At 63.8% G+C, this 14,475-nt stretch carries 10 protein-coding genes; 3 read left to right on the top strand and 7 right to left on the bottom strand.

The window, feature by feature from the left end; translation table 11 throughout:
• The 6 genes from truA to leuC form a co-directional block, all read right to left on the bottom strand.
• On the bottom strand, positions 1-877 hold an 877-nt coding region (gene truA, locus ACESMD_RS08445), incomplete at its 3' end, for a tRNA pseudouridine(38-40) synthase TruA (RefSeq protein WP_372612172.1).
• Between the two features lie 7 nt (positions 878-884).
• The gene (locus ACESMD_RS08450) at positions 885-3,755 is read right to left on the bottom strand and encodes a FimV/HubP family polar landmark protein (RefSeq protein ID WP_372612174.1); all 2,871 of its coding nucleotides are present in this window, start codon (positions 3,753-3,755) and stop codon (positions 885-887) included.
• Between the two features lie 243 nt (positions 3,756-3,998).
• Positions 3,999-5,111, bottom strand: a complete 1,113-nt coding sequence (gene asd / locus ACESMD_RS08455) for an aspartate-semialdehyde dehydrogenase (RefSeq protein WP_372612176.1) — start codon at positions 5,109-5,111, stop codon at positions 3,999-4,001.
• Between the two features lie 61 nt (positions 5,112-5,172).
• The gene (gene leuB, locus ACESMD_RS08460) at positions 5,173-6,252 is read right to left on the bottom strand and encodes a 3-isopropylmalate dehydrogenase (RefSeq protein WP_372612178.1); all 1,080 of its coding nucleotides are present in this window, start codon (positions 6,250-6,252) and stop codon (positions 5,173-5,175) included.
• A 100-nt stretch (positions 6,253-6,352) separates the two neighbouring features.
• Complete coding sequence (gene leuD, locus ACESMD_RS08465; protein ID WP_372612180.1) at positions 6,353-7,006, bottom strand: 3-isopropylmalate dehydratase small subunit; 654 nt, start codon at positions 7,004-7,006, stop codon at positions 6,353-6,355.
• Positions 7,007-7,009: 3 nt separating this feature from the next.
• Positions 7,010-8,461, bottom strand: a complete 1,452-nt coding sequence (gene leuC / locus ACESMD_RS08470; RefSeq protein ID WP_372612182.1) for a 3-isopropylmalate dehydratase large subunit — start codon at positions 8,459-8,461, stop codon at positions 7,010-7,012.
• A 255-nt stretch (positions 8,462-8,716) separates the two neighbouring features.
• Between leuC and ACESMD_RS08475 the strand changes: the two genes are divergently transcribed.
• Together ACESMD_RS08475 and ACESMD_RS08480 are read left to right on the top strand one after the other, a co-directional pair.
• Complete coding sequence (locus ACESMD_RS08475; RefSeq protein WP_372612184.1) at positions 8,717-9,628, top strand: LysR family transcriptional regulator; 912 nt, start codon at positions 8,717-8,719, stop codon at positions 9,626-9,628.
• A 33-nt stretch (positions 9,629-9,661) separates the two neighbouring features.
• Positions 9,662-11,011: a hypothetical protein gene (locus ACESMD_RS08480; RefSeq protein WP_372612186.1), complete on the top strand. Its 1,350-nt coding sequence runs from the start codon at positions 9,662-9,664 to the stop codon at positions 11,009-11,011.
• On the opposite strand, the gene ACESMD_RS08485 is transcribed toward ACESMD_RS08480, so the two are convergent.
• On the bottom strand, positions 11,008-11,538 hold the full coding sequence (locus tag ACESMD_RS08485) for a zinc ribbon-containing protein (RefSeq protein ID WP_372612188.1): 531 nt from the start codon (positions 11,536-11,538) through the stop codon (positions 11,008-11,010). The genes ACESMD_RS08480 and ACESMD_RS08485 overlap by 4 nt on opposite strands.
• A gap of 215 nt (positions 11,539-11,753) precedes the next feature.
• Between ACESMD_RS08485 and leuS the strand changes: the two genes are divergently transcribed.
• On the top strand, positions 11,754-14,336 hold the full coding sequence (gene leuS, locus ACESMD_RS08490) for a leucine--tRNA ligase (protein WP_372612190.1): 2,583 nt from the start codon (positions 11,754-11,756) through the stop codon (positions 14,334-14,336).
• Positions 14,337-14,475 lie beyond the last annotated feature (139 nt).

Here is a 14,475-nt window from a genome sequence, read left to right on the forward strand (position 1 = left end):
AATCGACCATGGGGCAGTCGGGGAGCGCCCGCTCGCCGGTCCATTCGCCGAGGAAGGCCAGCAGGTTGGGGCCCAGGGGTTCCCGCGGCAGCCCCCAGGCCTCGTCGTAGAGCGAATCGACGAAATGCAGGCCACAGGCCGGCGCGGTGACATCCGCCAGGCGTCGGTCCTTGAGGACCAGCAACTCGGCCAGGTAGGCGTCGTCACGCTCGCCTCGTCCCACCCTGACCAGAGCGCCGACGATATTGCGGATCATGTGGTGCAGGAAGGCATTGGCCTGGACATCGATCATCACCAGGGGTCCATGACGATGCACCTCGATGAAGTGCAGATGACGCCAGGCTGTTTTCGACTGACACCCGGCAGCGCGAAAGCTCGTGAAATCCTGCTCGCCGACCAGAGCCTGGGCGGCACGATGCATCGCCTCGGCATCCAGGGGATCGCGACACCAGGTGACATTGGCACGTTCCAGCACGGGCCGACTGGGCTGATTGAGGATCAGGTACCGATAACGCCGCGCAAGAGCCTTGAAGCGGGAATGGAAGGCGTCCGGTACCGGCTTGACCCAGCGTACGGCGATGTCACGCGGCAGGCTGGCATTGACCCCGTAGACCCAGGCCTTCTCGGAACGTGGGGCGGGCACATCGAAATGGACGATCTGACGGGTGGCGTGGACACCGGAATCGGTGCGGCCACTGGCATGCACGGTGACCGACGTATTGGCCACCCTGGCCAGGGCCTTCTCCAGCTCGGCCTGCACGGACGCCGCATGCTTGAGACGCTGCCAGCCGCAGTAAGCACTGCCGTCATATTCCACCCCCATGGCCAGACGACCGATGAGGGGGTGGTGTTCATCCAGGTAGCGAAAGAGCGACATGCGGCCTTCAGAGGTCGAAACGGGTGATCAATGCCTGCACCTCTTCCTCAATCGCAGGATCCCCGGAGCCGGCGAGCGACTCGAGCAGACCCCGGGCCCGATCGGATTCCCCCGAATCCAGCAGCCGTCTGGCTTCGGCGAGGGTATCGGTGGAAGAGGTCGCGGTGGAAGAGGCCGCCGTGGAAAAGGCGGTATTATCCACGTCGAGGGGCGGGAAGACCACCTCCTCGACATCCCATTCATCCGGGGCATCCATGGGACCCTTGCCGGTCGCCCGGGAGCCGGTCGAGCCCTCGACATCGCCCTCGGCCTGGCTCGCCTTCGAATCGGCAGCCGAAGACGTGAAATCCACGCTTGGTTGCATGGGGGTTTCCTCCCGCCGTGCAGGATTCGGGTCAAGCGCCGGGGGCTGATAATCGATGATGTCGCGACCGTCGTCCGCCTGACGCGCCTTGAGCTCAGGCATCGCGGGGGCAGGCTCCGGCGGTAGCGGCGGCAGCTCTTGATCGGATAGCGACTCCTCCGTGTCAGGTTGTACCGATGGCGCGTCCTCCTCGGTGCTCAACCAGGCATCGGCGTCGGATCGAAGACCACTCGAGGCTACTGGCTCCTGTGGCTCCTGTGGCTCCTGTGAGGCCAGTGAAGAAAGAGGCACATCGGCGGGGGCCTCGAACAGGCGGGCAGGTTCCTGGTTCTCCACCGAATCCGCCTCTTCCGGCTCGGGCATGGAATCCTCCGGGCGCCTGTAGGGCGCTCGAGGATCCCTGGTGTCGCTTGTCGTCGACTCGGGTGACGACTCGCCGGACGATACGCCCATGGTGTCGTCGCCATCGCCGGGCTCGTCGCCGGGCTCATCGAAGAGCCTGGGAGGCATTTCCTGTGAAGCGGAGAAGACGGCAGGGCCCGAATCGGCACTGGATGTTGCTGGATTTGCCCGAGCACTAAGGCGACGGTTCATCAATCGCTCCGTTTCCGCCAGCACCGCCGAATCCCCTCCCGCCTTGAGGGTAGAGGACTGACGGTCCGCAGCCTCATAATCGCCTTGTTCAAGGTGAACCATCAGCAACTTCAGGCGCAGGTCATCGCGCTCGGGATCCTGCTCGAGGCTCGCCTCAAGCAACTCGCGGGCCTGATCAAAGCGACCATAGGCAATGAAGATATCCGCCTCGTTGATGGCCTCCGCCTGAGGCATGGAGGCGCGAATGGGAACCGGCTCATTAAAGGTATCCGCATTCGACAGTCCGGTACGACCAGGCGTCACGATACCGGCGACGCCCATGCCTACCGTTCTCACCTGGCCGAAGGTGGCACCATCGTACTCGTACTTGTCTTCCCGGCGACGGAAGCGCAGCAGCGCCCATAGCGCCAGCAATGCCGCCAACCCGGCGCCCGCCAGCATCAGGGAACGATCAAGCGCCCCCTGGTAGAGCGCCCCCCACCAAGGGGTTTCCGGCGGATTCTCGGCCTGGCCGGAGGGCATGGCAACACCGCCGGTACCCGGGGCGTCGGCCCCCTGGCCACCGGCGGTCATGGCGGCCAGCTGGTCTCTCATGGCCTCCAGTTCATCACGCATCTCGCCAAGCGATGTCTCAAGCTCATCACGCTCACTTCTGACCGTTTCCAGGGCCTGCTGACTCTCCATCCAGCGATTTTCCAGGCGCATAAGTCGCTCATCGCTGGTCAGATCGCCCTCTCCATTGAGGGTCTGGCCATAGAGGGTCTGGCCGTAAAGGGCCTTGAGCACCTCGGGATCAATGACCACCCGTTGCCGGCCAATCTCTCCACTCCCGGCGTCATCGGTTCCCTGGGAAGCGCCCTCTGCCTGGAGGGAAGCCGATTCCCCTGCCGAGATACCGCCCTCGGCGGCCAACTCGGCATCGGTCAACAGCGTCAGCCGGGGGCCTTCATCGTCCTGGGTCGCGTCGGCGGTGGTCGACTCGGCAGGGGCGGTCGCTTCGTCCGCCTCGTCAGAGGCGTCGGTAGCGGAAGTGGAATCCCCGCTGTCGGCAGGCAAGGTCGACGATGCCGTGGCCACCGCTCCGCCGGGCGCCGAGTTATCAGGTGCCCCCATGGCAACACGCGCCGGGGCTCCGCTCCCCCGGTTGGCCCAGGCCTGATTCATCGCCTGAACGATGCGATCCGCCTCGGCGGAAGAACGCTGAGCGATGGTCTCACGCCCCGGCACCACCAGGGTAAAACCGGCACGCATGGCATTGATATTGCCGGACGGAAAGACCTCCGGATTGGCCTGTACCAGAGACACCATCATCTGGTTCATGCTGAGGCCGCTATCGGGACGCAGTCGCCCGGCCACCGACCAGAGGGTATCGCCATTACGAATCCAGGCGAGATCCTCGGGCTGTCGTGAGGCCGCAGGCGTCGCCACGGGTTGAACCGGCGCCTGCTCCCGAGGGGCCGGTGGCGGCGGTGCCCTCACGCTGGCGGTCGCCGTTCTGGGGGCCCCGATCAGTGCCGGCATCTGGTCATAGTTGGGTGGATCGAACAGCAAGGTCACTTCGCGAAGTTGCTGCCCACCTGGCCAGTCGAAGCGCAGCAGCAGATCCACCCAGGGCTCGCGGACCGGGCGTTCGGTGACCAGATCGATGACCAGTTGCCCCCCTCGTTGCTGGACCACGGCACGAACACTCGCCGCCAGGGGCGTCCGTGTCAGGCCCGCCGCAGAAAAGCTGCGCTCATCGGCCACCGAGACATTGAGCAGATCAGGCTGGAGTCCTGCCGCGTCCGTCAATGGAATGCTCGCTCTCAGGGGGGCATTGAGCGTCGAGTTGACGTCAGTATCCCCGAGCCCCAGCGCCAACGCCAAAGGGCTGGCGGCGGACAACGACAGCAGGATGGCAGCAGTCAGCTTGCGTTTCATGGGCTTCCCTTGCGTTCCCGGCATCACCGTATCCATATGGGCGATCCAGCGAAATGATCGGTCTCGTAGTCATTATATCTCTTATGTATCACAAACCTGACCCCTTACGCCTGCTCAGGATCATCTTTCCATTCGGGAGATTCAATGAATGTCGAGTATGGACAATGGCCGTTCATCCGGCGACCCCATAAACGAAAGGGGTGCTTCCGAAGAAACACCCCTGGCTGGCCGTAGACGCGCAGATCACTGTTCACGCAGGATGCCGAGCATTCTCCTCAGGGGTTCGGCCGCCCCCCAGAGCAGCTGATCGCCGACACTGAAGGCCGACAGATACTGATCACCCATGGCCAGCTTGCGCAGGCGACCCACTGGAACGGTCAGGCTGCCGGTCACTGCCGCCGGCGTCAGGTCACGGATGGTGGCGTCCTTCTCGTTGGGCACCACCTCGACCCATTCATTGTGCCGGGCCAGCCGATCCTCGATCTCATCGATCGGCACATTCTTCTTGAGCTTGATAGTGAAAGCCTGACTGTGGGAACGCATGGCACCGATACGCACACAGAGACCGTCGATGGGAATCGGGTTGTCCTGGAGACCCAGGATCTTGTTGGTCTCGACGCTCCCCTTCCACTCTTCCTTGCTCTGGCCATTGTCGAGCTTGGTATCGATCCAGGGCAGCAGGCTGCCCGCCAGCGGGGCAGTGAAGTTCTCGGTGGGGAAATCACCGGCGCGCATGGCTGCAGTGACCTTACGATCGATCTCCAGGATGGCGCTGGCGGGGTCGGCCAGTTCAACAGCCGAGCTGTCGCGCAGGGCACCCATCTGGTTGAGCAGCTCGCGCATGTGCTTGGCACCGGAGCCAGAGGCGGCCTGATAGGTCATGGAGGTCATCCACTCGATCAGGTCGGCCTCGAAGAGCCCACCCAGGCCCATCAACATCAGGCTGACGGTACAGTTGCCGCCGACGAAGGTCCGGGCACCGCTGGCCAATTGCGCATCGATGACATGGCGGTTGACCGGATCGAGGACGATGGTCGCTTCATCCGCCATGCGCAGCGTGCTGGCGGCATCGATCCAGTACCCTTTCCAGCCGCCCTGACGCAAGTCAGGGTAGACCTTCTCGGTGTACTCGCCGCCCTGGCAAGTCACGACGACGTCCAGCACCTTCAGGGCATCCAGGTCGAAGGCATCCTTGAGGGGAGGAACCTCCACGCCGACATCGGGCCCAGCCTGACCGACCTGGGAGGTCGTGAAGAAGACCGGCTCGATGCCCTTGAAGTCCCCCTCCTGAATCATCCGGTCCACCAGAACCGAGCCCACCATCCCACGCCAGCCCACGAAACCGACTCTCAACATCTGTCGTCCTCCAGAAATCGTATGTAGGGACATTATACAGGAAGCGGCGAGCGGCTGGGCGCTATAAAACCTCGAAGGCAGCCAGCACGGCATCGCCCATTTCCTGGGTGGATACCGTCCGCGTCCCTGTCGAGGCGATATCCCCGGTGCGCAGGCCGTCGTCCAGCACCTGGCCCACCGCCGCCTCGATGCGCTCGGCGAGCGCCGGCTCGTCCAGGGAGTAGCGCAGCATCATGGCCACCGAGAGAATGGTCGCCAGCGGATTGGCGATGCCCTGGCCGGCGATGTCGGGGGCGCTACCGTGGCAGGGCTCATACATCCCCTGGCCGCTCTCGTTGAGGGAAGCCGAGGGCAGCATGCCGATGGAGCCGGTGAGCATGGCGGCGGCATCGGAAAGGATGTCGCCGAACATGTTGCCGGTGACCATGACGTCGAACTGCTTGGGCGCCCGCACGAGCTGCATGGCGGCGTTGTCGACGTACAGGTGGGAGAGCTCGACGTCGGGGTACTCTGGCGCCAGGCGCTCCATCACCTCACGCCACAGGATCGTGACCTCGAGCACATTGGCCTTGTCCACGGAGCAGAGCTTCTTGCTGCGCTTCTGCGCCATCTCGAAGGCTACACGGCCGATGCGCTCGATCTCGCTCTCGGAGTAGACGTAGGTGTTGAAGCCTACTCGCTCGCCGTCGCGCTCCTCGATACCGCGGGGCTGGCCGAAGTAGATGCCGCCAGTCAGCTCGCGAACGATCATGATGTCCAGACCCGAGACGAGCTCCGGCTTGAGGCTGGAGGCCTCGGCCAACTGCGGATAGAGAATCGCCGGGCGCAGGTTGCTGAAGAGACCAAGTTCCTTGCGAATGCCGAGCAGACCCTTCTCGGGGCGCTTGCTCAGATCCTCTATCCTGTCCCACTTGGGCCCACCCACGGCGCCGAGCAGGATGGCGCGGGCGGCCTTGGCCTTCTCCAGCGTCTCGGCTGGCAGCGGCTCGCCATGGACGTCATAAGCGGCGCCGCCAAGCAGCTCCTCCTCGACCTCCACGTCCAGACCGCGGGCCTGACAGGCGGCCAGGATGCGGCTGGCCTGGGCGGTGATCTCGGGGCCGATGCCATCACCCGGCAGTACCAGAATCTTCTGTGTCATTGCGTCATCCTTGTGTGGCTATAGCCAGGCGAAAAGGGGGCCTCCTCTCAGGCCTGACGCCGGATCAGCCCTGTCACCCGGCTGATACAGCATGAATACGTCAGGCCTGGGCGGTATCACGGAAGAGCCAGGGGCGCACGGCACGATGCTTTTTCTCGAAGGCGCGAATGGCATCCTCGTCATTCAGGGTGATGCCGATGTCGTCCAGGCCTTCGAGCAGGCAGTGTTTGCGGAACTCGTCCACCTCGAAGGGAATGGCCTCACCGCTCGGGGTGATGACCTGCTGCTGCTGGAGATCAACGTCCAGCCAGCACCCCTCGTTGGCTTTCACCTCGGCAAAGAGCCGATCGACCACATCCTCGGGAAGAGGCACCAGTAACAGACCGTTCTTGAAGGCATTGTTGTAGAAGATATCGGCGAAACTCGGCGCGATGACCACCTGAAAGCCGAAGTCCTCGAGTGCCCAGGGGGCATGCTCTCGAGAGCTGCCACAGCCGAAGTTGCGGCGGGTGAGCAGTACGCTGGCACCCTGATAGCGCGGCTGGTTGAGCACGAAATCCGGGTTCAGTAGACGCTGGGAGGCGTCCTGACCGGGATAGCCTTCATCCAGGTAGCGCAGCTCATCGAAGAGGTTGACCCCGAAGCCGGTACGCTTGATCGACTTGAGGAACTGCTTGGGAATGATCAGGTCGGTGTCGACATTGGCCCGATCAAGGGGGGCAACAAGGCCCTTTTCACGTTCGAATCGTTTCATGGTTCAAGCCTCCTGTACCCGGGCATCGTCGTTGGCGGCGAAGCGACGAACATCGACAAAGTGACCGGCGATGGCCGCGGCCGCGGCCATCGCCGGGCTGACCAGATGGGTACGCCCGCCATATCCCTGGCGTCCCTCGAAGTTGCGATTGGACGTGGAGGCACAGTGCTCCCCGGCACCCAGCTTGTCGGCGTTCATGGCCAGGCACATGGAGCAGCCCGGCTCACGCCATTCGAAGCCGGCGTCGATGAACACCTTGTCCAGCCCCTCGGCCTCGGCCTGACGCTTCACCAGGCCGGAACCCGGCACCACCATGGCAAGCTTGATGGAATCTGCCACCTTCTTGCCACGCGCCACCTTGGCCGCCTCACGCAGGTCCTCGATACGCGAATTGGTGCAAGAGCCGATGAAGACCTTGTCCAGATGGATATCGGTTATCTTCTGGTGGGGGACGAGCCCCATGTAGTCCAGGGCGCGGCTGTAGCCATTGCGTACCGTCTCGTCCAGCGCCTCCTGGGGATCCGGCACTTCGCCAGAGACCCCGGTGACCATCTCGGGGCTGGTTCCCCAGCTCACCTGGGGCTCGATCTCGGCCGCGTCCAGGGTGACCACCTTGTCGAAAACGGCATCATCATCGGAAACGAGCTGACGCCAATCTGCCACGGCCGCCTCCCACTGCTCGCCGGTGGGGGCATAGGGACGCTCGGCCAGATAATCGATGGTGGTGTCATCCACGGCGATCAGGCCCACCCGGGCGCCTGCCTCGATGGCCATGTTGCAGACCGTCATGCGGCCTTCCATGGACAGGTCAAGAATGGCACTGCCGGCGAACTCGATGGAGCAACCGGTGCCGCCGGCGGTGCCGATTTTGCCGATGATCGCCAGAACAATGTCCTTTGAGGTCACGCCGGCACCCAGATTGCCTTCCACCCGGACCTGCATGTTCTTCATCTTCTGGGCAAGCAGACACTGGGTGGCCAGCACGTGTTCGACCTCGGAGGTCCCGATGCCGTGGGCCAGGCAACCGAAGGCGCCATGGGTAGCGGTGTGAGAGTCACCGCAGACCACTGTCATGCCGGGCAGGGTCGCCCCCTGTTCGGGCCCGACCACATGCACGATGCCCTGACGCGGATCATTGATGCGGTATTCCTCGATACCGAATTCCACGCAGTTATCGTCCAGGGTCTGCACCTGGATCAGCGATACCGGATCCTTGATGCCGGCATTGCCCTCCGCACGCTCATCCTGGGTCGTCGGCACATTGTGGTCGGTCGTGGCCAGGTTGGCGTCGAGCCGCCAGGGCCTGCGTCCGGCCAGGCGAAGTCCTTCGAAGGCCTGGGGTGAGGTCACCTCATGGAGCAGATGGCGATCGATGTAGATCAGGGCGGTACCGTCGCCACGCTCCTTCACCAGGTGCTGTGTCCACAGCTTGTCATAGAGTGTCTGGCCTGCCATATCGTCTCTCCCGGGCCTTGGGCCCTGATCAGGTGTCCGGTCTATCATCGGGATTGTTGCCCGACTTCGTGGCTTTTCCGGTGCCACTCGGTTAATTCGACATCCGCTCGATTCATGGCGCTGGGCGCTGGGCGCTATGAGTGTAGTGTCCCGCGGCTCGACCATGAAATCAATTCATGTTATTTATGGATTGGATTCCTAAATGGAATAATACTGTCCTCGGCATACATTCCTCCCTCTACGGGAAGCATCCCCATGGATACCCAGAGCCTGCAGGCCTTCCTCCCCGTGGCCGACAACGGCAGTTTCTCAAGGGCGGCCGACCAGCTTCATCTCACCCAGCCGGCGGTGAGCAAGCGCATCGCCGTGCTGGAAGGACAGATAGACGCCAGACTCTTCGACCGTATCGGCCGCCATGTCAGCCTGACCGAGGCCGGACGACTGCTACTGCCCAGGGCTCGCCAGATACTCGTGATGGTCGACGACAGCCGACGCGCGCTGGGCAACCTCAGCGGCGATGTCGGCGGCAGCCTGACGTTGGCCACCAGCCACCATATCGGCTTGCACCGGCTACCACCGCTACTCAGGCACTATACTCGCACTCATCCCGAGGTACGTCTCGACCTGCACTTCCTGGATTCCGAGGAGGCCTATCAGGGTGTGCTCGATGGTGAACTCGAGATCGCCGTGGTTACCCTGGCCCTGCATCCCGACCCCCAGCTGGAGGTCGTACCGGTATGGATCGACAGGCTACGTTTCGTCTGTGCCAGGGACCATCCCCTCGCCCGGAAGGCGTCGCTGTCACTGGCGGCACTCTGTGAGTTCGACGCCGTCCTGCCTGGGCCCCTGACCTTCACGCGAGGCCTCATCGAGACCCGCTTCGCGGCTGCCGGCCTCAGACTCCCGGTCGCCGTTTCCACCAATTATCTGGAGACACTCAAGATGATGACGACGATCGGGCTTGGCTGGAGCCTCTTGCCTGAAGGCCTGGTGAAAGACGACCTCCACGAACTCCAGGTGGACCACCCGCCCGTACATCGCCCCCTGGGTTACCTGGTCCACAGGAGCCGGACCCTCTCCAATGCCGCCCGCGCCATGCTGCAGGAACTCGACGCCGCCCGGGAAGTCGCCGCGAGGCAGTGGCCAGTCGACGTCCAGAATGGGTAGGCTGCTCAGCATGATCTCGGAAGGTGGCATCCAGTGACTCAGCAGACGGCAGACACCACCGGGAAACCGGCAGGGTCCGCCTCACCTCGCCACGCCCTCGCCGGCGGGTTGATCCTGGCCGCTCTGGTGTTGCAGGTCGGACGCTTCGCCGGCATTCCCCTCTCGCCCCACTGGGTCAGCTACGGCTTCTGGATCGCGGTACTTCTGCTGTGGTCGGACCTTCCCCAACGCACTCGTCAGCAGTCCGGCATCCTGGCGAGCATCGGTATGCTCCTGCTGGTGGTGGCACGCGGTTACTACGGCGCCGATATCGCCTGGTTCGGCATTCTCGATACCAACACCTATGTGGTGGCCATGCTGGTGGGCGTCAGCTTCATCGGGCTGATCGGCGCCGATCGCCGGGGTTCCCGGGGGCCGGGACGGCGCAGCCTCGGCCGACGCGGCATCGCCAGTACCTGGCTGAGCGTCCACCTGCTCGGCTCGATTCTAAACCTCTCGACGGTCTTCATGGTCGGCGATCGCTTGCAGCGCAGCGGCCCCCTGACGCTGCCCCAGTACCTGGCCCTGAACCGCGGGCTGTCCAGCGCCGCCCTCTGGTCACCCTTCTTCGCCTCCATGGGGGTGGTGATGGTCCTGGTGCCGGAAATGGAATTCACCACCGTGCTGGCCGTGGGGATGCCGTTGGCGGCCTGTTCCGGCCTGATCACGGTCATTGACCTGTCCAGACGCTTCGATCTCACCGACGTCGGCGGTTTCTCGCTATCACCCACCAGCCTCCTGATGCCGGTTTCCATGGCGTCCCTGGTGATGCTCTTCCACTATGGCCTGACACCCGATCTGACTATCGTGAGCATCATCACCTTCCTGCTGCCCGGGATCGCCCTGCTGAGCAATCTGCCCAAGGGGCCGAGGTGGACACTCCGGCGGGTTCACCAGCACAGCCTGCACCGGCTTCCCGCCATGCGGGGCGAGATCACGCTATTCCTCTGCGCCGGCTTGCTCACCCAGGGGCTCTCGACCTTCATCGGCGCCGCCATGGGCAATGAGTGGACGCTGTTCGACCACTTCGGCGCCGGCGCGGCAGTGACGAGTTTCCTGGCTATCGTCGCCAGCGCCATGGCCGGGCTGCATCCGATCATCGGCATCTCGGTGCTGGCCTCGATGCTCGATCTCGAGGCCAGCCGCCAGACCCTGTTCGCCTTCGTCGCCCTTGCCGCCTGGGGCGTGGGTACCTCCGTCGGCCCCCTCTCGGGCATCAATCTCTCCCTGCAGGGCCGCTACGGCATCAGCGGCAGCCGTTTGATGACACACAATCTCGGCTACGCCATGGCCATGAGTGTGCTCGTGGTTGTCGCCATCCTGCTGCTTGATGCCGGCTCCTAGACAGAAACACGGGTAAAATAGCGGTGACCGCACCGATGGCAGGGCTCGATGCGGGCAACCCCTTCCAGATCGACCACGGCATCGCAGTGCACGCAGGCCATGCGACCCGGTGCAGCCATCTCGCCCTCTACATAGTCCGCACGCGCCGCCTCCAGATCGTCGTCGAACCGCTCACGCTCTACGACACTGCGATCGGCGATCGACAACAGCGACTCGACCACGCGACGCGACAGTATCGACAGGTCGATACCCAGCCAGGAGGCGACACTCTGCCCGCCGGCACTCAGGTAACGACGCATCTCGACCAGGTCTCGCTCCACCCAGGCACGCAACAGGGAGGCCTCGTCCTTGGTGAACTCCTCGAGTTCGGCCTCGAACTCCACGGCATCGTCGAGTTCCTGCTGCAGGTTCTCCCAGGTCAGCTCCCTGGCACCGCCGCGCAGGCGATCCAGTATCCGTTCGTAACCGGCCCTGAAGCGGTGTTCCTCTTTCGGGCCCTCGCGGGTGGTCTTGTCACGTTCGCTCATCTCGGTGTCCTCGTATTCTCGTGGGGAAGGGAGGCCGACCGTAGCCGGGCCCTGCCATGCTGGGGTATCCTTGCCTACCATTTAGACGACATCCTTTCGGCAGTTCAATGCCTTGACGCCATGATGCGACGAGTTCATGACGCCGGACAATACCCGATGACCCGCGCCTCTCCCTGCAGCGACGCGCCCGACTTCCAAGGCACTCCCATACCGCGATGGACGCACAGTACAAGCCCCAAGAGACCGAACGCGAGGCCCAGCAATACTGGGACAGTCACCAATGCTTCAAGGCGTTGGAAGACCCCGACCGCGAGAAGTTCTACTGCCTGTCGATGTTTCCCTACCCCAGCGGCAAGCTGCACATGGGGCATGTACGCAACTACACCATCGGTGATGTGGTCTCCCGCTACCAGCGCATGCAGGGCAGGAACGTCATGCAACCCATGGGCTGGGACGCCTTCGGCATGCCAGCAGAGAATGCCGCCATCCAGAATCGGGTCCCGCCGGCCAAGTGGACCCATGACAACATCGACTACATGCGTCGCCAGCTAAAGGCGCTGGGATTCGCCTATGACTGGGGCCGGGAGTTCGCCACCTGTGACGTTGACTACTACCGCTGGGAACAATGGTTCTTCACGCGTCTGGTGGAAAAGGGCCTGGTCTACAAGAAGATGTCCACGGTCAACTGGGACCCGGTGGACAAGACGGTACTGGCCAACGAACAGGTGATCGAGGGCCGTGGCTGGCGCTCCGGCGCCCTGGCCGAGCGCAAGGAGATCCCGCTGTGGTTCCTCAAGATCACGGATTACGCCGATGAACTGCTGGCCGACCTCGACAAGGTCGAGTGGCCCGAGCAGGTCAAGACCATGCAGCGCAACTGGATCGGCAAGTCCCGCGGCGTGGAACTGACATTCGACATCACGCAGGCCGACGGCTCCCCGGATGATCCGGTCAGCGTCTACACCACCCGCCCCGACACCCTGATGGGCGTGACCTACATGGCCGTGGCCGCCGGACACCCACTGGCCAAGCAGGCCGCACAGGATGACTTCGAGCTGGCCGCCTTCGTCGAGGAGTGTGCCCGTGGCGCCACCTCCGAGGCGGCCCTGGCCACCATGGAGAAGAAGGGCATGCCGACGGGCCATCGCGCCGTGCATCCCCTCACCGGTGACGAGGTGCCGGTCTATGTGGCCAATTTCGTGCTGATGGAATACGGCACCGGGGCGGTGATGGCCGTACCGGGGCATGATCAGCGTGACTGGGAGTTCGCCACCCGGTACGGCATTCCCATCAAGGCGGTGATCGCGGATGAACAGGGCAAGGCACCGGATCTCTCGGAGGAGGCTTACGTCGAGCATGGACGCCTGATCCACTCCGGCGAGTATGACGGCCTGGACTTCGAGGCCGCCTTCGAAGCGATTGCCGCCAAGCTGGCCGAGCTTGACCGTGGCGAGGTCAAGACCCAGTTTCGCCTGCGCGACTGGGGCGTGGCCCGCCAGCGCTACTGGGGCGCGCCCATTCCGGTTAAGTACGGCCCCGAGGGGCAGACCGTGCCCCTCACCGATGACGAACTTCCCGTCGCCTTGCCCATGGAGGTCACCGTCGATGCCTCCGGCTCGCCGCTCAAGAAGATGCCCGAGTTCTCGGACCTCGGTGACGGCTGGACCCGCGAGACCGACACTTTCGATACCTTCATGGAGTCCTCCTGGTACTACGCCAGGTTCTGCAGCGCCGACAACCATGAGGCCATGCTCGACGACCGCGCCGACTACTGGCTGCCCGTGGACCTCTATATCGGCGGCATCGAGCATGCCATCCTGCACCTGCTCTATGCCCGCTTCTTCCACAAGTTGATGCGCGACTTCGGTCTGGTGGCCTCCGATGAACCCTTCCAGCGCCTGCTCACCCAGGGCATGGTGATCGCCGAGACCTACTACCGCCCCACCGCAAACGGTGGCAAGGAGTGGTACAACCCCGCCGATGTCAGGGTGAAACGCGACGACAAGGGCCGCCCGCTCAGCGCCGTGCTGGTCAGTGACGGCGAGCCGGTGGAGATGGGCGGCATCGAGAAGATGTCCAAATCGAAGAACAACGGCGTCGACCCTCAGTCGATGATCGACCGCTTCGGTGCTGATACCGTCCGCCTGTTCATGATGTTCGCCGCCCCTCCGGAGCAGTCACTGGAGTGGTCCGATTCCGGCGTCGAGGGGGCCAACCGCTTCCTGAAGCGCCTCTGGCGCTTGGTCAGCGAGCACCTGGACGCCGGCGAGCCCGGCGACATAGAGGTCGACGCCCTGAACGACGATCAGAAGGCGCTGCGCCGCAAGACTCACGAAACCATCAAGAAGGCCAGCGACGATATCGGTCGGCGCACCACCTTCAACACCGCCATCGCCGCAGTGATGGAACTTTCCAACGCCCTGGGCCGCTTCGACGACACCTCATCGCTGGGCCTGGCCGTGGCCCGCGAGGCGGTGGAGGCCTGCGTGCTGCTGCTCTCTCCCATCACTCCCCACGCCACCCACATCCTCTGGCAGGCGCTCGGCCACGCCGAGCCGGCCATCGATGCTCCCTGGCCGACGCTGGACGAGTCCGCCCTGGCGCGGGACAGCATCGAACTGGTGGTTCAGGTCAACGGCAAGCTGCGGGCACGCCTCGAGGTAGCCGCGGATGCCGACAAGGCCAGTATCGAGGCCCAGGCGCTGGCTGCCGAAAACGTGCAGCGCCACACCGAGGGCAAGGCGATCCGCAAGGTGATCGTGGTGCCCGGAAAACTCGTCAACATCGTCGTCGGCTGATTCGCGTCCGGCCAAGGAGAGCACCATGCACCGCCGAGACTTTCTTCACCTGACCCTGATCAGCAGTGCCACCCTGGCCCTGGCCGGCTGTGGTTTCCGCCTGCGTGGCCTCGATGGCCCAGGGAAAGTGATCGACGAG

The sequence above is a fragment of the Halomonas sp. genome (assembly GCF_041689495.1).
GTDB lineage: Bacteria > Pseudomonadota > Gammaproteobacteria > Pseudomonadales > Halomonadaceae > Halomonas.

What these genes read in the sequence shown, in the direction of transcription:
- ACESMD_RS08450 (WP_372612174.1), bottom strand. Translation starts at nt 3,755, where the DNA reads ATGAAACGCAAGCTGACTGCTGCCATCCTGCTGTCGTTGTCCGCCGCC.
- asd (WP_372612176.1), bottom strand. Translation starts at nt 5,111, where the DNA reads ATGTTGAGAGTCGGTTTCGTGGGCTGGCGTGGGATGGTGGGCTCGGTT.
- ACESMD_RS08475 (WP_372612184.1), top strand. Translation starts at nt 8,717, where the DNA reads ATGGATACCCAGAGCCTGCAGGCCTTCCTCCCCGTGGCCGACAACGGC.
- leuC (WP_372612182.1), bottom strand. Translation starts at nt 8,461, where the DNA reads ATGGCAGGCCAGACACTCTATGACAAGCTGTGGACACAGCACCTGGTG.
- ACESMD_RS08485 (WP_372612188.1), bottom strand. Translation starts at nt 11,538, where the DNA reads ATGAGCGAACGTGACAAGACCACCCGCGAGGGCCCGAAAGAGGAACAC.
- leuS (WP_372612190.1), top strand. Translation starts at nt 11,754, where the DNA reads ATGGACGCACAGTACAAGCCCCAAGAGACCGAACGCGAGGCCCAGCAA.
- leuB (WP_372612178.1), bottom strand. Translation starts at nt 6,252, where the DNA reads ATGACACAGAAGATTCTGGTACTGCCGGGTGATGGCATCGGCCCCGAG.
- leuD (WP_372612180.1), bottom strand. Translation starts at nt 7,006, where the DNA reads ATGAAACGATTCGAACGTGAAAAGGGCCTTGTTGCCCCCCTTGATCGG.